Genomic DNA, 21,946 nt, shown 5'->3' with positions numbered 1-21,946 from the left:
ACATGCAAAATAGATCCCAGTGTCAGCTACTCGGATGACAAAAAAAGGAGCACTGGGATGACACCATTTGTTGTATTTAACAAAGTTCGTACTTAGCTTCATGTTAGCTATAAACATTAAGAAATTTACCAAGCGAAAAAAAAGGCAAAAGAAGCCCCAGCTAATATCTATTTTAGAACATTGGCGTTTTTTAAGTCTTAAACACTGCAATTTAGCTGCTTTTAAATGCAACTCACCTTAGTTTAAATGTTTAAGAAATTTACTAAGCAGAAAAAAAGGCAAAAGAAACCCCGTGTTAGCTAGTTGTCACTCCCTAATCCTGCAAATTGGCGTACTATACTGTCTTAAACGACTTATAAGCGCGTTTCAGCTTGTGTAGGTAAAAACCTAGAAATATTGTGAAGACATAAGGTGCACATAGTGCAAAAAATTAAAAATAAGACGCCAACTACGTTGTTTTCTTGCTGTTTAATCTGCACAGATGAAGATAACTGAATACCTTCAGTTTCATGATAAGGGGGCTGGCGGAGTTTGTCAAGTAAGTTTTTTCGTTTCTAACGGTTGTTGCCAAAAACTATGCAAGAAGTCTATTGACAGGTGATTAAATTATAATGTAGCCTATCGCCGTATATCCGGGGGTGGGTTGTTGTGAGGCTTTTTCACTTTTTATTCTTGTTAATGTGTTTTTCTCTGTATTACTATGCGGGTTTTATATTTTCGCCCTGCCCAAAAGCTACGGTTTGCTTTTCACCTGGAGAAGATTGTGCTGTACCGATAATCAACGTAATAGATCAGTCTAAAAAATCTATCTTAGTTCAAGAATATACATTTACTCTTGGAACAGTTGCAAAATCTTTGATTAATGCTAAAGAACGCGGTGTTGATGTTAAAGTCATCTTAGATAAATCGCAACTCTACTCAAAATATAGTGTTATAAATGAATTATTTTCAGGTGGAGTACCAATTTGGATCGATGATAAGCCAAAGATTGCTCATAATAAGATAATGATTGTTGACAATCAAAAAGTCATCACAGGGTCATTTAACCTTAGTAAGACAGCTAAAAAAGGAAATGCTGAAAATTTATTAATTATTACAGATTATCCTGAATTGATTCAGCAGTATGTGAAAAACTGGGAGGCACGAATGTCACAATCTTACAAATACGCTCCCAACTAATCGAGAGCGCTTGCTCAAAATCAGTTTTAAAAACAGCAAGGGAGAGCTTTTTTGATTGATTGGCATAATGATTATGATATAATGAACTAAAAATTTAAGGAATAAAGTAATGGATTATATAAATGATGCTGCCGGTAGCTACACTGCTATTCATGATTTTTTTCAAAACAACGGTGTTGGAGATTACAAAGTTCAATGCAATTATGGTGGGGTGCCGTATGCTACTGATGAGTACGTGCATTCTGGCGATAAATTTTGGAGTAATAATTTCATAGACTCACATTTTGGCAGGGAAATAAAAATGTATCCTCAAAGTGAACTTTTAGCTAAAGAATATGCTGGAAATACGTTGCCAGTTTCAATATCACTAGATAAGGATTTAATAAAAATGAAGGAATGTCAGAAAAAAACGAAATTTGTGGAACTAGAAAGGGAGTCAGGTGATTTAGTGCATGATAAGCAAAAGTATGTAAAGTGTTACACAACAAAGCTATCATATGATGATGTACATATTTACAATAACGATAAAGTTTCAACATTTAGCATAAAATACGACGTGCCAAATGATCCGAAATACAGTTTAAATATAACATTTACAAAGGTTAATGATAATAAACCAGGATTTTGGCAGAAATTTAAAAATATGTTTTAACGTGACCATTCACTGGTTTTTACTCAATCAACCAACAACAGTTAATATCAAATTTTTATAATTAAAAAATATGCTATTTTTTAAAACTTTCATTCTCCTTGACTCTGTCAACTTCACAAAACAACTCTTGGACCAAATGTATCTGGCATAACACCTTTTGGTAACTTGCTACTTCTTTTTTTCCGCATCTCCGACAACAGCCATTGATATTCCACTACATAAGGCTTGATTTTTGGTAGATCAACTTTTTTATGAATAATACTATGCTTCTCCTTAAATTGACCATTTACCCTAAACGCTATTAGCTTCCTTAAAATTTACATTAATGCCTATTTTGCCTAAACTGAAGCGTCTTTTCCAATTTTTTCTAGCATCAACTCAGCAGCTTTTTGTTCAGCAATCTTTTTACTAGAAGCGCATGCAGAAACTTTACCATAATCTTCTATGCAAACTGATATAGTAAATTCAGGATTGTGCGCTGGTCCAGTTTGTTTTACAAGCTCATACTCTGGTAAAGGCAATTTGTTTTTCTGAGTCCACTCTTGCAGTGAGGTTTTAGGATCTTGAGGGGGGTCAAGCATGCCTTTAGCTAGCTTTTCCCAATATTGGATAATAAATTTTTCAACATTTTCAAGCCCGCCATCAATATAAATTGCACCTATTAGTGCTTCAAGCGAGTTTTCTAAATTTTTTAAGTTACATCTCCCTCCATTGCAGCGTTCACTATTATTCATGATGATAAAGCTGCCTAATTTTATTTCTTTAGCAACATTAGCAATGGTGTTGCCACAAACTAAATCCGTCTTTCTTTTTGCCAATGCTCCTTCTTTTTCTTCAGGAAATAGTTTAAACAGTGTGGCAGATACAACCATATTCAAAACACTATCGCCCAAAAACTCTAGTCTTTCGTAGCTTACAATCTGGTTTTTGCTATTCCTTTTATTTACGCTTGGGTGAGTTAGTGCCTCTTCTAATATTGCATAATTTGTAAATTTATAATCAATGATCTTAGATATTGCATCATTCAAACTCTTCATACCCATTATTTAAAAGAATAACACTTCCTACCACACCTTTATACCAAAGAATTAGTTTTGTTTTATTAAAATAATACCAACAACTTCCAAAATATACAGTTTAATAGACTTCTTGCATAACCATTATTTGAATAATGATTCATCGATGTTATTCCAGTGTCGGCTACTTAGGTGACAGAGAAGATGTTTAATGTATACAACCCACCACCTCACTAATGTTACTAAATCCATCTCTCCTTATTAGTTCTGCAAGTTCTAGATTAATTTTGTTTACAACTTGAGGTCCGTGGTATATGAGAGCAGTGTACAACTGCACCAAAGAAGCTCCTGCCTTTATTTTTTTATATGCATCAGCACCACTTGAGATTCCTCCGCATCCTACCAACAATATTTTGCCCTTAGTAAGTTTGTACATATCGCTCAATAACTCGGTTGAAAGTTTAAACAGCGGTTTGCCACTCAACCCACCACTCTCGTTGTGGTGGGAATGTAAGTTATTCCGACTGATCGTAGTGTTGCTCACTGTTAATCCGTCAATCTTATATTCCAACGCAAGCTCAGCGATATTTTCTTTCGTTTGCTGATCTATATCTGGTGAGATTTTTAATATTATTGGTATGGATTTAGAATTATCAATTGATTTCCGGGTTAGAGTTACGGATTTCAACAATTCCAATAATTCTTGCTTATTGTGCAGATTGCGTAAATTAGGCGTGTTTGGGGATGAGATGTTCAGCACTATATAATTGCTTTTTCCATATACTATCTTTATTAAGTCAACATAATCGCTGATTTGGTCCTTTGATGTACTGTTTTTTCCTATGTTGATGCCAAAAATGCAATCATCAAGCTTGGTTTTATCTATTTGTTTAAGAAAGTAGTCTATTCCTTTATTGTTAAATCCCAATCTGTTAATTACCCCTTGATCTTTAATTAACCGAAAAATTCTTGGTTTTTTGTTTCCATATTGTGGATTACGAGTTACAGTACCAGTTTCAATAAATCCAAAACCAAATGAAAGCATAGGCCTTATAACTTCTGCATTCTTGTCAAAACCTGCAGCCAGACCCACGGGGCTTCTGAGCTTATTACCAAAAAAATTCACACTCAAAGATTCTGGTAGCTCTATAGGATTCTTATAAGGTATTTTCTTTAATGCCATAATTGCCAAAGAGTGAGCAACTTCGGGCGGCAGTAAAAACAATAAATCACGTAATATCATTTTGTAAAACACTTTGCTTATTTTTAGTTTATTTTTTACCATGAAACGCTATAAGAGTATAACCATAACTTGAAAAGAAATTGATTTTACTTATGAATAATTTTCTCTATAGGTTACACACTTAAAGCTACTGTTGAATTGAGCAACTTTTACAAGATATAGAAAATGAAAGAGGCCGGGACCGGAATTGAACCGGTATAAAAGGATTTGCAGTCCTCTGCATAAGCCATTCTGCCACCCAGCCGTTTTTTATGTGTAGATATCCATTATATCTTTTAGCATAGATAAAGCTTCCTCCCTTTTGCGTTGGAAAGTGTTACGTCCAATGATTGAACCATTACCACCACCCTGCTTAATTTCTTTCGCTTCATTGCATATGTCATTCACCGATTTCGACTCGCCACCAGAAAAAATTACTATTCTTTTTCCTGCAAAACAAGATCTTTTAACATATTCAATTCTTTTAGGTAATGATTCAATATTTTCTGTTTCTATTTTCTCCCTTTCCAAATATTTAGTTGGAAGTTTTACTTTTATTATATTAGCGCCAAGCAAAGCTGCCATGTGTGCAGCATAGGCAATAACATCAACCGCTGTTTCACCTTCTTTGGAAATTCCTTCACCGCGTGGATAAGACCATAGCACTACTGCAAGCCCATAAGATTTGGCTTCAGCTATGATTCCACGGGCTTCTTCCATCATATCGAAACACTTAGCAGAACCAGGATATATAGTAAATCCGACAGCTAAGCAGCCCAAACGCAGCGCATCTTTCACAGAAGAGGTTATTGCCTGATCAGAGGTTAGATCCTTTGAATGTAAAGAGTTGGAACTATTAAGTTTCAAAATAAGTGGGAGCATTCCAGCATAAGTTGCAGCACCAGCTTCAATCATACCAAGTGGAGCAGCATATGCACTTACTCCCGAATCAACCGCAAGCTGAAAATGATAATGTGGGTCATAAGCATCAGGGTTAACTTCAAAACTTTTAATTGGACCATGCTCAAATCCTTGATCTACTGGCAGAATCACTAACTTGCCAGTACCGCCAAGCTTTCCATGCATGAGAATACGAGTAAGATTTGCTTTTACCCCAGGGTTTTCACTTTCGTAGTAGCTTAGGACTTGTTTTACTTTATCACTTATCACTATAATTCAAATTGAATTTAAGTTATAGATTGTAACAAAGATGAAGTTCAATACAAGGATTTTAAACTATATCAAAAGCAATTTTATTTTCTACTTTATTCATATAGATTCTTAATTTCTTTCCTTTTATTAATTTACGATTCAGTATTTCTTCCGCTAAGTAACTTTTTATCTCTTTTTCAATAAGTCTCTCTATCGGACGTGCTCCCATTTCCTTACTATAACCCATTTGTACAAGATAAGATTTCACTTCATCCTCTACCAAGCAGTTTATGCCTTTTTGTGTCAGTTGCTTTTTCAGTTCTAGGACAAATTTATCCACAATATGCAAAATCACATCCGTACTTAAGTCGGAAAAAGAAATAATCGCATCAAGACGATTACGAAATTCAGGGCTAAAAACCTGTTCTATCGCTTTTTCACTATCACCAATGTTAAAATTTTTATGCCCAAAGCCAACAAAACTTTTGCTGCGTTCAACTGCTCCTGCATTAGTTGTCATAATTAAAATTATATTGGAAAAGTTAACTTTACGTCCGTAAGTGTCTGTAACGCAGCCATAATCCATAATTTGTAGCAATATATTATAGATATCGCTATGAGCCTTTTCAATTTCATCAAGCAGCACAACACTATATTGATTGTTAGATACAGACTCTGTGAGTAATCCACCTTGATCATAACCTACATATCCAGGAGGAGAACCAATCATCCTTGATATCGTATGAGATTCAATATATTCGGACATATCAAAGCGTATAAGATTCATGCCCATGCTTTCTGCTAATTGTTTTGCTAGCTCGGTTTTACCAACACCGGTTGGTCCTGCAAAAAGATAATTTGCTAAAGGCTTATTGTAATTTCTCAACCCAGATTTAGCAATTTTAATAGAACTAACAAGAGATTCTATTGCCTGCTCTTGGCCAAAAATCACCTTCTCTAGATTAGCTTTTAAAGATTTTACTTTCTGCAAATCATCAGATTCAGATCCACAAGGCACATTTGTAATTCTAGTAATGGTATTCTTAATATCTCTACTATTTACAATTTTACCCCTGTTTCTTAGCAATTTACAATATGCCCCTGCCTCATCAATAACATCAACCGCTTTATCAGGTAATATTCGCCCAGTAATATACTTATGCGAAAGTTCAGCCGCAGACCTAATGGCATTCTTTGTATAATATACTCCATGATACCCTTCATAGTAGTGCTTTATGCCATCTAGTATCTTTATCGTTTCATTAACAGAAGATTCTTTAACATTAATTTTTTGAAACCTTCTCGCTAGTGCTTTATCTTTTTCAAAACTAGCGCTGTATTCTCTATATGTAGTTGCACCTATACAACGCAGTGTACCTCTTGCAAGCGCAGGTTTGAGTAGGTTACCTGCATCAAGAAAGCTACCACTTGTAGAACCTGCTCCAATGATAGTGTGTATTTCGTCAATAAAAAGGATAGCACCTGGTTTTGCCTCAATTGCTTTTATTATAGATTTTATTCTCTCTTCAAAATCACCTCTGTAGCGTGTCCCTGCAAGGAGTGATCCTAAATCCAAAGCATAAATTATACTGGACCTGAGCGCACTTGGAACACTGCCTTCAATGATCTTGAGTACCAAACCCTCAACTATTGTTGTTTTGCCAACACCTGGGTCTCCAACATATAAAGGGTTGTTTTTTCTACGCCTCAATAATATTTCTATAGTGCGATTTAACTCATAATCACGACCAATAACATAATCTATTTTTTTGCTTCTTGCATAGTCATTTAAATTTTTACAATAACTTTGTAGAATTTCCTCATCTTTTAGTAGCTCACCTTTATTTACTGTAGTAGGAGCGTCATTATTTTTATCAAGTTTTACTTTATGATTGGTGGTGTATTCATCTATATCGCTCAAGTATTTCATATTAGATATATGGTAAATCAAATTGGAATCTTTCGCATTTTGTTTCTGCAATAGATTTTCAACGTATAAGTCTTGCCTAGACAAAATTTCTACTAGAACATTTGCTCCATTTATTTCTTTTTTTCCCAAGCTATGAGCCCGTATTATTGCTCTGTGTATTATGCATTGAAACATTGAGCTAGGTTTAACTCCACTGATAATCAATTCAGAACTGCTTTGTAAAAACCCTTTTATATTATTATTATAATCATTAGCCTTAATATTGCATCTTGATAGAATGTTATCCATACTGATGATTTCATCGGCTCTGATATTACATCTTGATAAAACGTAATTTACATCCACGTCTTTAGTTAACGCCAGCAATAAATGTTCTACTTTCGCATATTTAAGATTAAAATTAGAAGCAATGAATAGTGCTCTATTCAAACTTGCCTCTAAGTTTTTGGAAATCATCTCCTATTCTCTTTAAAAGTGGGAACTCATATATAATGAATAGCACACAATTATTAAAAAATTTGAAATCCAGCAGTTCGCTGTAGCCAATTTGAATCCCACTCTGGATCTACGTCATAGCACCGCAATATCTCAGCATAGATTCCGCTAATGAGTAGCGGAATGACGAGTTTTACGCTTATCAAATTGTAGGTAAATCCTATTTAATACGCTTTTTCTAGTACTCTGCTTTTCTTCTTAAATGCATTGATCTTTTTTCTACCGTATTTAGTCTTTAACGTACTTGGCCTTTTAAAGACCTTTTTGCTGTTACGTTTTTTAAATTGCACACTACAATCAAAATTTAGCTCTCCTTCTTTGTCTGCCAGTACAGGCAGTCTTCTCTTATCTTGAGGTGTAACAAAAGATAGCGCATACCCTTCAGCTCCAGCGCGTGCAGTTCTACCTATACGATGAATATAGTCAGCTTGCGATTGTGGTGCATCATAATTGATAACATGTTGAATGTGGGGAATATCAAGGCCGCGAGAAGCAACATCTGTTGCAACCATGATTTGATTACGGCCACGACGAAAAGAATTAATGACCCTTTCGCGCTTGTGCTGCCTTAAATCACCATGAATTGCTAAAGCGCTATAGTCATCTTTGTGCAATCTGTTAGCTAGCTGATCCGCTCCTCGCTTTGTTTTGACAAAGATAATGATTGATCCTTCGCGCTGACATAGTTGTGTAACAAGCTTTTCATATTTTTCTGATTCTGATGCATAAACAATTTCTTGCTTAATTTTTACAGAAGTTGTAACCTCACAATCAACAGAAATACGTTCTGGTCGATTAAGGTACTTCTCAGCAAGTTTTACTATATCTCCAGGAAGAGTTGCAGAAAACATAAGAGTTTGCCTTATTTTAGGCAAATGCTTCATAATTTCTTCAATCTGAACTCCAAAGCCCATATCAAACATACGATCCGTTTCATCAAGCACAAGAACGCTAACATTGCGAGTAATCAAAGTTTTACGCTCAATATGGTCTATAATACGACCAGGAGTACCTATTACAATTTGTGGTTTTTTCTGAAGCTGATTTAGCTGCCTAAAAATAGGCTCACCACCAATCAACAAAGCGACCCTTAGTGCAGAATTTTGAGATAAGAGTTTTCTTATCTCATTTGTTACCTGATGCGCAAGCTCTCTGGTTGGCACGATGACTAAAGCTGAACCAGTGTTAGGCTCATTCAGCAACTTAGCAACCAACGGAATAGCAAATGCTAAAGTTTTTCCAGTCCCCGTTTGAGCAGATCCGAGAATATCTTTACCTTGTAGCGCTAAGGGAATCGCTTGTATTTGAATCGGAGTTGGGACGAAAAGATTATTTTTATCTAGAGCTTGTCTAAGCGAAGCTGGGAGACCCATCTCATGAAAATTATTCACAATACGTTAATCCTGTTAAAAGACTTCATAATAGATTAATCTTCCAATCTTAAATTTATTGCAGATTTTTTATCTTCTCCGTTTCTACCGCGCTCCTCTTTAACCTCATAACTCACCCTTTCTCCTTTTATTCCCTTCTCTTTATTCTCTCCTTTAAGTGCCTCAGGTCTTATTCCCGAACGTTCCAATGTGCTAATATGTACAAAAACGTCACCCCCTTTACCTTCTGGCTTGATGAAACCATAGCCTTTTTCGGCATTAAACCATTTTACATTACCAAATTCCATTTAAACAACTCCTAAATTATTAACTAACATTACTAATGTGATGAAAAACTTTGAAATTACGATTGAGAATGCTTTAAGCTTAGCTATTGAAACTAAACCTTTATACTCCATAGTCTATTCTTAACATTACATGACAATAATACACAATTGTTGTACTTGATGCAAATAAATTTTTTAATCGTTAAGCGAACCTGCAACCGTCATTTCGCTAACTTTAATCGTTGGTGAATTAAATTGCCCACAAAAAGTTAGATCATCTGCAACGACTAAATTGCTAAACATATCCTTCAAATTGCTAGCAATGGTAATCTCATGTATTGGATACGTTATTTTTCCATTTTCTATAAAAAATCCGGAAGCGCCTTGGCTGTAATCGCCATTGATTAAATTGACACCAAAACCAAATAAATCAGTTACATATATTCCCTCTTTCACTTCCTGAATTAATTCTTCAAACGATACATCACCATTCTCAATGTAGAGGTTACTAGCTGCAGGAATAACTGCAGCATTACTTGCACGAGTTGCACTTCCGGTTGTTTCTGAATCTAATTTTCTAGCCGAGTATAAGTCTAAAATCCAATTTTGTAATATTCCGTTTTTTACAAATATATTTTTCTTGCTAGTTATCCCTTCTCCATCAAATGGTCTCGATGCTATGCCTCTTGGCAACAATGGATCATCGATAATATTAATTCTATCGTTGAAAATCTGAGCGTTTAAACTACCCCTCAAGAAAGAACTGTTGCTTATAATACTGCTCCCATTTATAGCAGAAGCAAAACTTTTTACTAGCCCTTTTGCTGCTCTTTTTTCAAAAATAACTGGAAATTTACCAGTTTTCATTGTACGTGAATTCAATTGATCAACTGCTCTTTTTGCTGCTTCTTTTCCCATTAACTCTGGCAACTTTAAATCACTAAAATTACATGCTATATCATAATCGTAACCAACCTTCATTTCACTTTCTCTTCCAGCAACAACAGAGACCTGATTAGCAAAGGTTGATTTACTAAACGAGCCAATAAAACCAGAAACAGTCGATAATACTGTATTCACTAAAGCGTATGAAGAAGAGGCTCCTTCAGAATTAGTGATACTCTTATGTGCAAGGGCTGAATTTTCTGCAGCTTCAGCAATTTCTTTTAGGTTATCAACGGTTACAACATTATTATCTGAGATACTTAAATCTGCAGAAGAGATATAATTACTACCATTTACAGCAAAATTAATGCAAGGATCTTCTGGCGCATTCTTTGCCATTTCTACCACTTGGCTTACTGTATCACTCAGATTATTCAAATCGTTTGTAGAAATATACGCAGCTTTGTTTTTACCTGCTATAGCTCTGATTCCTACAGTGCAATTTTTAGATTGTGATATTTGCTCAATTTTTGATAGACGCTGAGAAACTGAAGTCTTATTAGTTTCATATATTGTAACTTCCGCATCTTGATTTTGCTTTTTTATTAGTTTAGTAATATCTGCTGCAATATTTAATATATTCATTTTCTATTCCTTAGATTTCTATAAAGATTCTGCACCACCTATAACTTCAATTAAATCAGTCGTAATCGCTGCTTGACGAGAACGATTATAAAGCAATGCTAATTTGTTCAGTATCTCTTTAGTGTTTCTGTTTGCTGATTCCATAGCAACCATTCTAGCACTATTCTCACTCGTTGCACTTTCAAGTAAAGCAGAGTAAAGAGCAATTACAACGTAATCTTGAACCAAAGATTTTAAAATAAATTCAATATTTTGTGGTTCATACTCATAGCCGTAATCTGTTGTTGGACCAGCCAGAGAGCTATCAATCAAGGATGAGTCTTTACTCCATGGTTTTATTGTTTCCAACATTGGTTTTTGCGTGAAGGTATTATAGAATTTACTATAAAAAACTTTAACTTTATCGTATTTACTTAAATCTATACCATCAACCAAAGCTTCTACGTGCTTTAACGTGATTCCCTTACTATTTTCAATTTTTAAGATACTTTTAGAGTCAAATCTATTTTTACCTACATCAAAAGCTTTTTTACCAAGAAATACAATATCTACTTTTTTGCCATTTGCGATTGACTTATTTACACGCTCTTGACTAAATTTGACAATAGAAGAGTTAAAGTTGCCGCACAAGCCACGATCAGACGCAATAATGAATACTAGGTAAGAACCGTCGTTACTGACATTTAGAATTTTTGCCAGTAATTCTTGATCAACTGATAGCATTAATGAAAAAATAATGTTATGCAGCTTAGATACATATAATTTTGAATTTAATAACTTCTTTTGGCTTTGTAACAACTTTGCTGCAGAAACCATTTGCATTATTTTCGTGGTTTTCTGTACAGACCTAATATTCTTAATTCTTAAGGATAATTCCTTTAAGCTCTTCATTTTGTATACAACCCTGATTTATTAAAATATATAACTGTTAGTGTCTAAAAGCAAGTTTTTTTGACATTAAAACCAAGTCTAGCTAAGAAACTTGCAGGTTTATTGTTTGGAGATAAGGATTATATTAAGAAAGTGCTCTAACTTCAGCAATATCAATGTGAAAGTAGCCTAATGGTAATTTCTACACTTTGTGGAATTTTATAATATATAATAAACACAATTAAAACTATTACAACTTGAACACTTATGATCCCATTGTTCTAGTTCCCTGTTACAATTTTTACATTTCCAGCCTGGATCAGGCAAAGCTTCTGAGCCCATCTTGTTTAGCCAATAAATTACCTTGTCGTGTTCTTGCAATGTAACCTTGAGTTGTATTACAATAAAGTAGATTGACATGTAATTAGCTTTTTTCATAGCAGTGTCTAAATATTGACTTGCAAGATCATATTTACCTGAACTCATTGAGGACAAAGCAAGTAAACAGTAACTAAAATAATAATCAGGGCGTAAGTTGTATAGTCTTTCAGCACCTTTACTATTTAAATTGATGTACATTTTAGCTGACTGAGGAGTAGGATTTACTGTATACTCTGCCTCTAGCACTGCAGAAGCTTTTCTGATTTTTCCAAGTTTAATATATAATTCTGCCTTTAAATAATTGATGGGCTGAAAAATTGCACTATAACGTTGTGCTCTAAATAAAGACTTTATAGCCTCCTTAAAATTTCCTTTACTTTCATATTGCTTTGCTAAAGCGCAATAAAACACTGCAAACATTTCTTTATGATCAAAGGGGAGAAAAATATTGGACTTAACTGCTTCCTTCAACCTCAAAATTGCATTAATCCAATCTTCTTTCAATATGCAATGCTCTATTTGAAAGGGAATAGATAGCATTTTATCGTTAATTGAACTAGAGCAATATTCTATAAATTTTTGAAAGACTACTTTTTCTTGTTTGAGGTGGACAATCAGCTTATTGGCTAGAAGTAGAGCTAAGTTACGATTTTTATTTGCAATATTTGTTAAACCGTTACTGAAAAAGCTGTAATTTCCCGTCTTACCTGAGTTAAAGAGCTTTATTAAAGACAACCTATCGCTCTCCTCACTCAGACTTTTAACTAGCTTTTGGGCATTCTCTATATTGTCTAAGTCTATGCTAAAGAAAGCTTCAAAGAGAAGCAATTCTTCCCTATCCCTTCTTCTATTTCTTATGTTGGCAAATGTTGATGAAATGGAGGAAAAAAAGCGTACAAGTGTAATTAATAAAAATAATAAAACTACACAAGTAAAAATAATGAAATATAGATCAATACTTATAGTGTAATTGCCTAATTCCAATTTTATTACTTCACCACTTACCTTGACCCATATACCAAATAAAAACGAAAAAGCGAAAATTATAAAATAAATCATGAGATATATTGTAATAAGCGATGATATATTGTTGAAATATTCTTAGAAGCTACAATAAAACCATTCAATTTATTCAGCCATGGCTTGAATTCTGAATGCGTTAAATTGCTTACTGTAACAGTTATATTTTGCCAATCATTATCATTTATTGACTCCTCAATTTCTGCGAATTTTACTCTTAATGGATCATTTCGGTCGTCTACCTTTATCCAGTTTGAAATGATTTTTTTAGACAATGTACTTTTGTTGTAATCGATAGTATCAATAGTTTTTTCAAAAGATAACTTCAATTCGTGTAAGGTATTTATCTCTTTCAAATTTTCTAATTCATCTACTGCATTTTCTATCTCTGGATCGTCAAGCTCTGATATCAAAGGCTTTATTGAATTTATATGGTTATCAAATTTTGCTTCTCGCAATAACGAATTCTTCATTTTAACCACAAGTAATAGCAATTTTGCAAGGTTCTTACATCTTGAGTTATTATCACCTTGCTCACATTGAGTATGCTGACTTCTCTTGAGGTCAAATATCTTTTTTTCTATTCTAGATTGATTAACTTCAAGCAACATTCTAAATTCATCCATGTTTTCCGTTAAAGCTTTCACATTGTTTTCACTCTCTTGCTGATTTATTTTTAAAAAGATTATGTTATTTATTGTGATGTAACCGGTAAATAACAATACAATTAAGAACCAACCTATGTACTTTTGCTGAGTATCATTCATAACGTAGTATCTCCGCAGGATCTTGTGCAGCTGCCTGCAACGCAGGAGCAATTGTCGCTAAAAATGATAAGAGTAACGCAAGTGCAGAAATATTTACTACGTCTTGGGGTACTAATATCACTGGCAAACTTGAAAAAAAGTATATCATAGGATCAAACAGCTTGACGTTAGTAATGTTTTCTAAAAACACTCTAATGCTTTCGATATTGAGAGAAAAAACGACACCTATAATACAGCCAAGACAAGTTCCCGTAAAACCGATTAATAGACCACAAGCGCAAAATATACGCATAATGCTTCCACTTGTTGCACCAAATGTACGCATAATTGCAATCGCGGATTTCTTTTCTTGCACTATCATCATTAAATTTGAGATAATATTAAACGCTGCTACAACTATAATCAAAGTGAGAATTAAAAACATCACATTTCTTTCAGTTTTTAAAGCACTAAAATAATGGCTTTGCTGTGATTGCCAACTTTCAGCTTCCATTCCTATTTCTTTTTCTATAGCATCTGCCAGCTTATCAGCTCTAGTAACGTCGTCTACAAGTACTTCTATATTTTTTATGCTATTTTTATAATTAAAAAAGGCTTGTGCTGATTTTAGAGGCATATATATCAAGGTATTATCATACTCAAACATACCCATATCAAATATTGCTATAACTTTATATTTTTTCATTCGCGGCATTTCACCAAGTAATGCATCAAATTCTTCAGATGATATAAACGTAATTTCGTCGCCATAGTCAACGTTCAAAGCTTCTGCTAAGCGTGCTCCTATTATTATTCCTTCATCAAATTTTTTTACATCACCTATAATTACATTATTTGTAACGGCAGTACTATCAAGCAAGTCTTTAGTTGATACACCTCGCACTACGCTACCTGCAATTTTACCGTTTGCTACAATAATAACTTGATCATTGGTCATAGGAGTAGCTTTTAATATACCAGGAATTCTCTCAATAGATTTTGAAACTGCGTAGTAATCTGAATTTATGTTCCTATCAAAATAAACATTAATATGGCCATCAATGCCAAGTATTGAGTCAAGCAACTTTGCTCTGAATCCGTTCATCACAGACATCACCACTATTAGTGTTGCAACTCCAAGGGCAATGCCGATAATAGAGAACAAAGTCATTATAGAGCAAAATCTGGCATTTTTCGCTCGCAAATAGCAAGCAGCCATAGTAATTTCAAAGGCAATGGACATTACAAAATATTTTGAGGTTAAACATTATATTTTTGAAACTTCGTATAATTGTAGACTTTTCTTTATTTGAAAACTAGAGATTTTTGCTTCCTTAAATTTAGCAGGCTTATAGAGTATCTTTAACATTAGAATTTCAAAATCTTCCATATACATCATCCAACCTCACTATATCATTATCAGATAAATGCTCTCCTATCTGAAATTCAACTATTTCAAGTGGAGAGCTTATGCTTCTATTTTCAATCCTATGGGAAACTTCCCTTGGGATTTCTATCATATGGTCTTTTGCTATAGCATATTCTTTGTCTTCTAAACTAACATACCCAACTCCTGATAGCACTATATGGTATTCATCTCTATAGTGATGGAATTGCTTAGAAGTGCAGCTTAATGGATTTATAAAAAGATATTTTATAAGAAAATTTTCGCTCATTAAAATTATACTACAAAATCCCCATGGTTTAACTTCTTTCCTTATCACCTTTACTTTCTTAACTTTATGAATAAATGAAATTAGACTTTTGTTTGGTTGCTTACAAGCTCCACCCAATAAATTTTTATTACTTTTTGTCGTTGAAACTGGTTCTTTTTCTCTAATCACATGCTGAAATGACACCGGTTCTTTACTAAACTTCTCACTCAATTCTAAAACTGAATTCCAAGTTCCAACATCCAACCAATCGAAATTAGCTTCTATCATTGCAACGTTTTTTGCTTTCTCCATCACCAAGTAATCAATGGATATGCCTTCAATTCCTGCAAAATCTCGTTGTTTTAAATACAGAAATCTCTCTTGCGGTGTGAAATATTTAAAACATAAATTGTAAAGATTCGGGGCAGATTTTTTAATCTCATCTATGTAGCGTTTTGCTTTAAACACAAATATTCCAGAGTTCCAATAATGATCGTTACTTAACTTACGCTCGGGCTTTTCTGTAAAATCTTTCACTATATGACATTTTTCTTTCTGATCATATACTGCATTTATATAGCCGTATTCAGAATTGAATTCATGAGGCTTAACCCCAAAAGTGACTATAGAGTTAGTTTCAGAGGCTAACTTAGACGCTTTTTGAGTAGAAGCATAAAAACTATTCAAATCACCTATAAAATGTTCTGAAGGCAGAATTAACATTGTCTCGTTTTCATTGCAGAGAAGTGCAGCAATTAATATTGCCGCTGTTGTTCCAATTTTCACTGGTTCGAAAATCACTTTATATTCTTGCAGTGCATGCAATTCCTCCATCACTAATGACTCGTACTGTATATTTGTAGCAATTATGGGCGGCATATAATCGCTTTTTAGCCTCAACAAAGTGTTGTGAAACATAGTGTTCTGACTAAATATTTTCTGAAATTGCTTTGGCTTAGATAAAGGCCAAAGTCTGCTACCACTACCACCACACAATATTACAGGGCGCATTTAGTTAAGATATTAATTAAATAATTAATATCTTATACTGAGGGCAAAATACATGCAAGTTTTTGTTGTGGAATAGTTAATAAAGAAAGTAAATGTTGATTTAAAGTAATTGCTAATGAGAGTGATCATGTGTAGCGCCTTGCCCTTGCTGTGAATTTCTTCTATTTTGTAATTCCTCAACATGACCTTTTCTTTTATCACTTAATATTTCATTACCCTTATTTTGTTCTTCCTCAGGACTCTTTAGTATTTCATTACTCTTGCTAACTTCTTTATCATCCCCTTGTTTCTTTGGCCTTCTAGCGTTAAGCTCATCCCATGTGCCCACTAGTGAATCACGATTCCCATGATCCGGCTTTAGCCTTTCTTCACCTTTAATAACATTAAAGTCACTTTTTGCTTCTTCCAAACATCCTTTCAGTTGGTGTTTCCACATGGTGTAGTAAGCATCACCATATTTTTTCTCATTTGCTACAAACAATAAAATTGGAGCCTTAAGTATAGTAGCTCCCATATTCACTAAATTTTTTATTGCCATTGCAGGAGTAAATAAAAGATAACCAAAAGACTTTGCAATTGGGTTTTGTTCGCTTATTAAATACTTCCCTAACTTTATAGGAAAAGAAGTCAACAATTTAGTACAAACTTTAGCCAAGCTTGTAGCAAAAACGATAGGAACAGATATAAGACTTTTATCTAGCTCTAGATTACCATTCTGATCTCTAATTTCTGAAAAATGGGTGCTTAGCTTTTTGTCATCACTAGTGTATAATAATTCTCCATTTCTTCCTTTTTCATCAACAACTTCCTGAACTTTACCTTCTTTATTTTTCACCTCTTTAGTTAGCACAGAAGAGTTAGTTAATTCAAACGGATATTGAGGATTCTTAGTTTTTTGAGCTTCGAAAATTGGCGCGTGTTTTTTCAAATCCATTCTCGAAAAGCCTAATGGCTCAAAGTATGACTTATTTAACCAATCTATAGGAATTTGCTTACCCTGATTGTCTATATAATTGATAGTAAAATAAGATCTATCATTATCTTCATTTTTGGGAACTAAAGATAATCTGAAACTTGGTTGTTTTCTATTCTCATCTTTTTGACCATACAAAAGTTTATAGGTTGGATTTTTATCTTTATCTAGTATAGCATTTCCATGCATATCCCTGTTTTCTATGATTTTAGCAGACTGTACAATTTGATCATAATTTTTTGGATACTGGCATTTCCTTCCATCATACATCATTACCTTTCTAAGGTCTTCGACGTAAACTTGAGATTCAGGTGAAGTAAGCAGACCTTTTGCTTTAAGTGTAAGATCTATTGCTCCCTTTTTTAATGCTTCAAACATATTGTCAAACCAAAATCGCTATAATGCTATAGTTCAATAATAAAACTAGTACACTAATAATATATTAACACAGCACCGGTGATTTTACAAGAAAATATGCCTGTAGAAGATAAAGATTGTAAAAGCGAGGGTTATATAAGTAATGCTTGATAAGTACTTTATGCATGTAATTGTAAAAATCCTCAAAGGTACGCTGTGTATATAATCTTCGCATACTACCTGCATTCCAAGAACTGCGTGCCAAAAAATGCAAAACAACAATACAACAAAAAATAAAAGCTCTAGAGGGTGATTAATAAATTTTTCACTAAAAGACAAAGAGCTATCAGTATAAAATGTGCAAGAAAATGAATAGATAAACCAAGGAAACAGGAACAGTAAAATTACCGCAGAAACACGCTGAACCCACCAATGATGTACTGAATTTCCAGACTGACTCATATAAACATAAATAAAAAAGCCATAGTAGAAAGAAGTAGCGTTACTGTCAGCAGTATAGCACCCCTTGAAACGCCAGTAATTTCTAAATTAAGCCCAACATCCCACAATAAATGACGAATACCATTAAGAAAATGATATACAAAACTTATAAAACATAAGACATAAGCTAATTTAGCAACAGGAGTGAATAATAATGCATTTAAGTACCTTACTATAAGTAACTCAGGAAAGTAAACATGTAATATGAAATACCAAGAAAGTATCATTAATAAAAGGAATAGCAAGATACCAGTCAATCTATGCATAATAGAGAAAAAACTAGTAACTTGTACTTTATATATTTGTAAATGTGGAGAAAGAGGTCTATCACTCATAAAATTCCGTTATCGGGAAATTAAAATAAAGTAGAAGTAAAGACAGCAGTATAGCACATAACAACACCATCATTAAAAATGGTAAATTATGTGCAAAGCCTAAGGAGGTAATCCAGCTGCAGATTCCCCTACTGCTACCTTGTTACGACTTCACCCCAGTCACCGATCCCACTTTAAATAACTCCCTCCTTGCGGTTAGGTCGTTAGCTTCGAGTGAAACCAATTCCCATGGCGTGACGGGCAGTGTGTACAAGACCCGAGAACGTATTCACCGTGGCGTGCTGATCCACGATTACTAGCGATTCCAACTTCATGCACTCGAGTTGCAGAGTACAATCCGAACTGAGATGGCTTTTAAGGGATTAGCTTAGCCTCGCGACTTTGCAGCCCATTGTAGCCACCATTGTAGCACGTGTGTAGCCCACTCCATAAGGGCCATGATGACTTGACATCATCCCCACCTTCCTCCAGTTTATCACTGGCAGTTTCCTTAAAGTCCCCAGCATTACCTGATGGTAACTAAGGATGAGGGTTGCGCTCGTTGCGGGACTTAACCCAACATCTCACGACACGAGCTGACGACAGCCATGCAACACCTGTGTGAAACCCGGCCGAACCGACCCTATCCCTTCGAATAGGTATAATTTCCATGTCAAGGAGTGGTAAGGTTTTTCGCGTTGCATCGAATTAAACCACATGCTCCACCGCTTGTGCGGGTCCCCGTCAATTCCTTTGAGTTTTAATCTTGCGACCGTAGTCCCCAGGCGGAATGTTTAACGCGTTAGCTGTAATACAGAAAGTAAAACTTCCCATATTTAACATTCATCGTTTACAGCGTGGACTACCAGGGTATCTAATCCTGTTTGCTCCCCACGCCTTCGCGCCTCAGCGTCAGATTTGAACCAGATAGACGCCTTCGCCACTGGTGTTCCTCCTAATATTTACGAATTTCACCTCTACACTAGGAATTCCTCTATCCTCTTTCAATCTCTAGATTAGCAGTTTTAAAAGCAATTCCAAGGTTGAGCCTTGGGATTTCACTTTTAACTTACTAATCCGCCTACGCGCCCTTTACGCCCAATAATTCCGAATAACGCTAGCCCTCTCCGTATTACCGCGGCTGCTGGCACGGAGTTAGCCAGGACTTCTTCTGTGAGTACCGTCATTATCTTCCTCACTAAAAGAGCTTTACAACCCAAAGGCCTTCTTCACTCATGCGGCATGGCTGGATCAGGCTTTCGCCCATTGTCCAATATTCCCCACTGCTGCCTCCCGTAGGAGTCTGGACCGTATCTCAGTTCCAGTGTGGCTGATCATCCTCTCAGATCAGCTATAGATCATTGCCTTGGTAGGCTATTACTCTACCAACTAGCTAATCTAATATAGGCTCATCTAATAGCAATAAATTTTTCCCCCGTAGGGCGTATACGGTATTAGTTGCCGTTTCCAACAATTATTCCGTACTACTAGGTAGATTCCTATACATTACTCACCCGTCTGCCACTAAGTTATACCATAGCAGGCTACAATATAACTCCGTTCGACTTGCATGTGTTAGGCCTGCCGCCAGCGTTCATTCTGAGCCAGGATCAAACTCTCAAATTTAGACTTCAACCTATAAAAGGTTGAGGGTACATCGGATAAATCCGACAAAAAATAATTTAGCTTAATACTGCTGTCTTTATTTCTACTTTAGAAATATTTTAATCTCCAACTATTCAAACAACTTTAAGAATATTATTATGTGATATAATCACTATGTCAATATGTTTTTGCAAATCAAAAGCATTAATGTATAAATATATAACTATTTGGAATATTACCATGAAAAAATACATCTTTCTGCTTGCACTCGCGCCAATGTTAGTTGGCATCACATTATACTTATTGCGCAACATTGATAACACAAAACAATCTATAACTGCAGGTGACAAGTTTTACGAAGTATTATTCTTAAAAAAAGATAATAAGCCGCTGCTAGAAGAAATAGATTCAAATTGGGAGTATTTAGCAAATTTTGAACGCGCATTCAATCATATCTCAGATTCAATGCCAACAGACACAGCATCTATTTATAATGATTTGGCAGATGATAAAGATGCTCCTAATGTTTTGCGTGAGTTAGCACAATATTTAGAAGTAATGAGCTTACTTCACTCCAACGGTGAAAAAATAAATAAAGATAAAATTGATAATTTAGAATCAAGTGCAGTGTATCCTTATTCAAGCCAAGAAGCTATTGCTGTAGTAAAGATACACAATAACGACGTTAAGGGTGCAACTGAAATATTGCGTTCCCTATTAAATGATAGAAAATGCCCTATCCTAATCAAAGCTAATGCACAAGAATTACTCAGGATATATGGGAGTTAACTCATTGGACTTTTTGCATAGCTTTTGGCAGCGCATCGGATGAAACGAAAAAACTTACTTGACACCCTTCGCCAGCGCCCTTATCATGATAGTGAAGCTATTGTATTTGCTTTCGCCAATCTGCAGATTAAAAGGTAAGGATTACTTAATGTATCGGCGTCTTATGTTCAATTTTTTGCAGTATATAGATACTGTATGTCTTTACAAAACTTCATCTACATCTAGATTTTTATCTAAATAAGCTGAACGCGCTTATAAAGCGTTACAAGACATCAAAAAATGCCAATACTCGACAGAGATAGTAAAAGACTAGCTAACTCGGGGATTCTTTGTCTTTTTTTCTGCTTAGTAAATTTCTTAAACATTTGCAGCGTAAGTTAGTTGCAATTAAAAGCAGCTTAATCTTGCTTGTCAAGCGTTTAAAACATAAAAAACGCCAATATTTTAAAGCGGATAATAACCCCAGGGCTTCTTTTGCCTTTTTTTTCGTTTGGTAAATTTCTTAATATTTATGGCTAAAGATTGCACGAATGTTGCAATTACAAAAACGATTTCTACTAGGGTGTCATCCCAGTGCGTGACACTGGAATCCAGCCTTTATTATGCAGCCACTTGGTTGAAATTAAGTCTTCTGGATCCCAGTGTCACGCACTGGGATGACACCATTCTTTTTCCTGGATCCAAGTAGTCAGGGCACTGGGATGACAGCTACCCTGACAATCGTCATCCCGCTGCTTGTTAGCGGATACCGCGGCGGTATGACGTAGAAGTTATACTTTTATGCTTACCAACTTAATAAAATTCCTGGATTCCAGTGGGCTTTGTTGCATCGCTCAAGTGAAAAGAACTGGCAGTTACTGACAAAATTCATTATAAATAGCCATTTAACTG

18 protein-coding genes, 1 tRNA gene and 1 rRNA gene are annotated in these 21,946 nt (G+C 34.9%); 3 read left to right on the top strand and 17 right to left on the bottom strand.

Annotated elements, in window-relative coordinates; all coding sequences use genetic code 11:
- Positions 1–648 precede the first annotated feature (648 nt).
- Both ABWU32_RS01650 and ABWU32_RS01645 read left to right on the top strand, forming a co-directional pair.
- Entirely contained in the window at positions 649–1,179 is a 531-nt protein-coding gene (locus tag ABWU32_RS01650; RefSeq protein WP_015589462.1) for a phospholipase D family protein, read from the top strand.
- A 109-nt stretch (positions 1,180–1,288) separates the two neighbouring features.
- A complete protein-coding gene (locus ABWU32_RS01645; RefSeq protein WP_006279913.1) occupies positions 1,289–1,831 on the top strand; it encodes a hypothetical protein in 543 nt (180 codons plus the stop codon).
- 338 nt (positions 1,832–2,169) lie between these two features.
- Here ABWU32_RS01645 and rnc read toward each other — a convergent pair whose 3' ends face one another.
- From rnc to ABWU32_RS01555, 17 genes are all read right to left on the bottom strand, one after another.
- Complete coding sequence (gene rnc, locus ABWU32_RS01635) at positions 2,170–2,868, bottom strand: ribonuclease III (RefSeq protein WP_006279914.1); 699 nt, start codon at positions 2,866–2,868, stop codon at positions 2,170–2,172.
- 187 nt (positions 2,869–3,055) lie between these two features.
- Positions 3,056–4,132, bottom strand: a complete 1,077-nt coding sequence (locus ABWU32_RS01630) for a quinone-dependent dihydroorotate dehydrogenase (RefSeq protein ID WP_015589461.1) — start codon at positions 4,130–4,132, stop codon at positions 3,056–3,058.
- 130 nt (positions 4,133–4,262) lie between these two features.
- Positions 4,263–4,334 (bottom strand) — tRNA-Cys (locus tag ABWU32_RS01625).
- Positions 4,335–4,339: 5 nt separating this feature from the next.
- The gene (locus ABWU32_RS01620; RefSeq protein ID WP_041573616.1) at positions 4,340–5,236 is read right to left on the bottom strand and encodes a class I fructose-bisphosphate aldolase; all 897 of its coding nucleotides are present in this window, start codon (positions 5,234–5,236) and stop codon (positions 4,340–4,342) included.
- A gap of 64 nt (positions 5,237–5,300) precedes the next feature.
- Complete coding sequence (locus ABWU32_RS01615; protein WP_265027914.1) at positions 5,301–7,607, bottom strand: AAA family ATPase; 2,307 nt, start codon at positions 7,605–7,607, stop codon at positions 5,301–5,303.
- Between the two features lie 203 nt (positions 7,608–7,810).
- Entirely contained in the window at positions 7,811–9,037 is a 1,227-nt protein-coding gene (locus tag ABWU32_RS01610; protein ID WP_015589458.1) for a DEAD/DEAH box helicase, read from the bottom strand.
- Positions 9,038–9,072: 35 nt separating this feature from the next.
- Positions 9,073–9,324, bottom strand: coding sequence for a cold-shock protein (locus ABWU32_RS01605; RefSeq protein ID WP_006279919.1), 252 nt, complete (start codon positions 9,322–9,324; stop codon positions 9,073–9,075).
- Between the two features lie 174 nt (positions 9,325–9,498).
- On the bottom strand, positions 9,499–10,833 hold the full coding sequence (locus ABWU32_RS01600) for a TldD/PmbA family protein (protein WP_010081974.1): 1,335 nt from the start codon (positions 10,831–10,833) through the stop codon (positions 9,499–9,501).
- 18 nt (positions 10,834–10,851) lie between these two features.
- Complete coding sequence (gene atpG, locus ABWU32_RS01595) at positions 10,852–11,724, bottom strand: ATP synthase F1 subunit gamma (protein ID WP_010081973.1); 873 nt, start codon at positions 11,722–11,724, stop codon at positions 10,852–10,854.
- Between the two features lie 198 nt (positions 11,725–11,922).
- Positions 11,923–13,143 (bottom strand): hypothetical protein, encoded by a 1,221-nt coding sequence (locus tag ABWU32_RS01590; RefSeq protein WP_007548692.1) that lies wholly within the window; start codon positions 13,141–13,143, stop codon positions 11,923–11,925.
- A complete protein-coding gene (locus tag ABWU32_RS01585; protein WP_015589456.1) occupies positions 13,140–13,871 on the bottom strand; it encodes a hypothetical protein in 732 nt (243 codons plus the stop codon). The genes ABWU32_RS01590 and ABWU32_RS01585 overlap by 4 nt, the downstream gene beginning before the upstream one ends.
- A complete protein-coding gene (locus ABWU32_RS01580) occupies positions 13,864–15,093 on the bottom strand; it encodes a lipoprotein-releasing ABC transporter permease subunit (protein WP_012673387.1) in 1,230 nt (409 codons plus the stop codon). Before ABWU32_RS01580 ends, ABWU32_RS01585 begins: the two co-directional genes overlap by 8 nt.
- Before the next feature lie 133 nt (positions 15,094–15,226).
- The gene (locus ABWU32_RS01575) at positions 15,227–16,516 is read right to left on the bottom strand and encodes a sugar phosphate nucleotidyltransferase (protein ID WP_265027913.1); all 1,290 of its coding nucleotides are present in this window, start codon (positions 16,514–16,516) and stop codon (positions 15,227–15,229) included.
- A gap of 112 nt (positions 16,517–16,628) precedes the next feature.
- Positions 16,629–17,867: a hypothetical protein gene (locus ABWU32_RS01570; protein WP_353278712.1), complete on the bottom strand. Its 1,239-nt coding sequence runs from the start codon at positions 17,865–17,867 to the stop codon at positions 16,629–16,631.
- A gap of 84 nt (positions 17,868–17,951) precedes the next feature.
- Positions 17,952–18,308 (bottom strand): succinate dehydrogenase, hydrophobic membrane anchor protein, encoded by a 357-nt coding sequence (sdhD, locus tag ABWU32_RS01565; protein ID WP_010963113.1) that lies wholly within the window; start codon positions 18,306–18,308, stop codon positions 17,952–17,954.
- Positions 18,305–18,682, bottom strand: a complete 378-nt coding sequence (sdhC, locus tag ABWU32_RS01560) for a succinate dehydrogenase, cytochrome b556 subunit (protein ID WP_015589453.1) — start codon at positions 18,680–18,682, stop codon at positions 18,305–18,307. Before sdhC ends, sdhD begins: the two co-directional genes overlap by 4 nt.
- Positions 18,683–18,782: 100 nt before the next feature.
- Positions 18,783–20,287 (bottom strand): 16S ribosomal RNA (locus tag ABWU32_RS01555).
- A gap of 153 nt (positions 20,288–20,440) precedes the next feature.
- Between ABWU32_RS01555 and ABWU32_RS01550 the strand changes: the two genes are divergently transcribed.
- On the top strand, positions 20,441–21,055 hold the full coding sequence (locus tag ABWU32_RS01550) for a hypothetical protein (protein WP_015589452.1): 615 nt from the start codon (positions 20,441–20,443) through the stop codon (positions 21,053–21,055).
- Positions 21,056–21,946: the final 891 nt, after the last annotated feature.

Origin of the sequence: Wolbachia endosymbiont (group A) of Udea olivalis (assembly GCF_964028365.1) — a bacterium.
GTDB classification, from domain to species: Bacteria; Pseudomonadota; Alphaproteobacteria; order Rickettsiales; family Anaplasmataceae; genus Wolbachia; species Wolbachia pipientis.
The sequence above is the reverse complement of the archived record's forward strand: the minus strand, read 5'-3'. Positions and strand labels throughout refer to the sequence as shown.

Coding starts and splice junctions, on each gene's coding strand:
- ABWU32_RS01645 (WP_006279913.1), top strand. CDS start 1,289: ATGGATTATATAAATGATGCTGCCGGTAGCTACACTGCTATTCATGAT.
- rnc (WP_006279914.1), bottom strand. CDS start 2,868: ATGAAGAGTTTGAATGATGCAATATCTAAGATCATTGATTATAAATTT.
- ABWU32_RS01630 (WP_015589461.1), bottom strand. CDS start 4,132: ATGGTAAAAAATAAACTAAAAATAAGCAAAGTGTTTTACAAAATGATA.
- ABWU32_RS01615 (WP_265027914.1), bottom strand. CDS start 7,607: ATGATTTCCAAAAACTTAGAGGCAAGTTTGAATAGAGCACTATTCATT.
- ABWU32_RS01605 (WP_006279919.1), bottom strand. CDS start 9,324: ATGGAATTTGGTAATGTAAAATGGTTTAATGCCGAAAAAGGCTATGGT.
- ABWU32_RS01600 (WP_010081974.1), bottom strand. CDS start 10,833: ATGAATATATTAAATATTGCAGCAGATATTACTAAACTAATAAAAAAG.
- atpG (WP_010081973.1), bottom strand. CDS start 11,724: ATGAAGAGCTTAAAGGAATTATCCTTAAGAATTAAGAATATTAGGTCT.
- ABWU32_RS01590 (WP_007548692.1), bottom strand. CDS start 13,143: ATGATTTATTTTATAATTTTCGCTTTTTCGTTTTTATTTGGTATATGG.
- ABWU32_RS01585 (WP_015589456.1), bottom strand. CDS start 13,871: ATGAATGATACTCAGCAAAAGTACATAGGTTGGTTCTTAATTGTATTG.
- ABWU32_RS01580 (WP_012673387.1), bottom strand. CDS start 15,093: ATGTCCATTGCCTTTGAAATTACTATGGCTGCTTGCTATTTGCGAGCG.
- ABWU32_RS01575 (WP_265027913.1), bottom strand. CDS start 16,516: ATGCGCCCTGTAATATTGTGTGGTGGTAGTGGTAGCAGACTTTGGCCT.
- ABWU32_RS01570 (WP_353278712.1), bottom strand. CDS start 17,867: ATGTTTGAAGCATTAAAAAAGGGAGCAATAGATCTTACACTTAAAGCA.
- sdhD (WP_010963113.1), bottom strand. CDS start 18,308: ATGAGTCAGTCTGGAAATTCAGTACATCATTGGTGGGTTCAGCGTGTT.
- sdhC (WP_015589453.1), bottom strand. CDS start 18,682: ATGAGTGATAGACCTCTTTCTCCACATTTACAAATATATAAAGTACAA.
- ABWU32_RS01550 (WP_015589452.1), top strand. CDS start 20,441: ATGTCAATATGTTTTTGCAAATCAAAAGCATTAATGTATAAATATATA.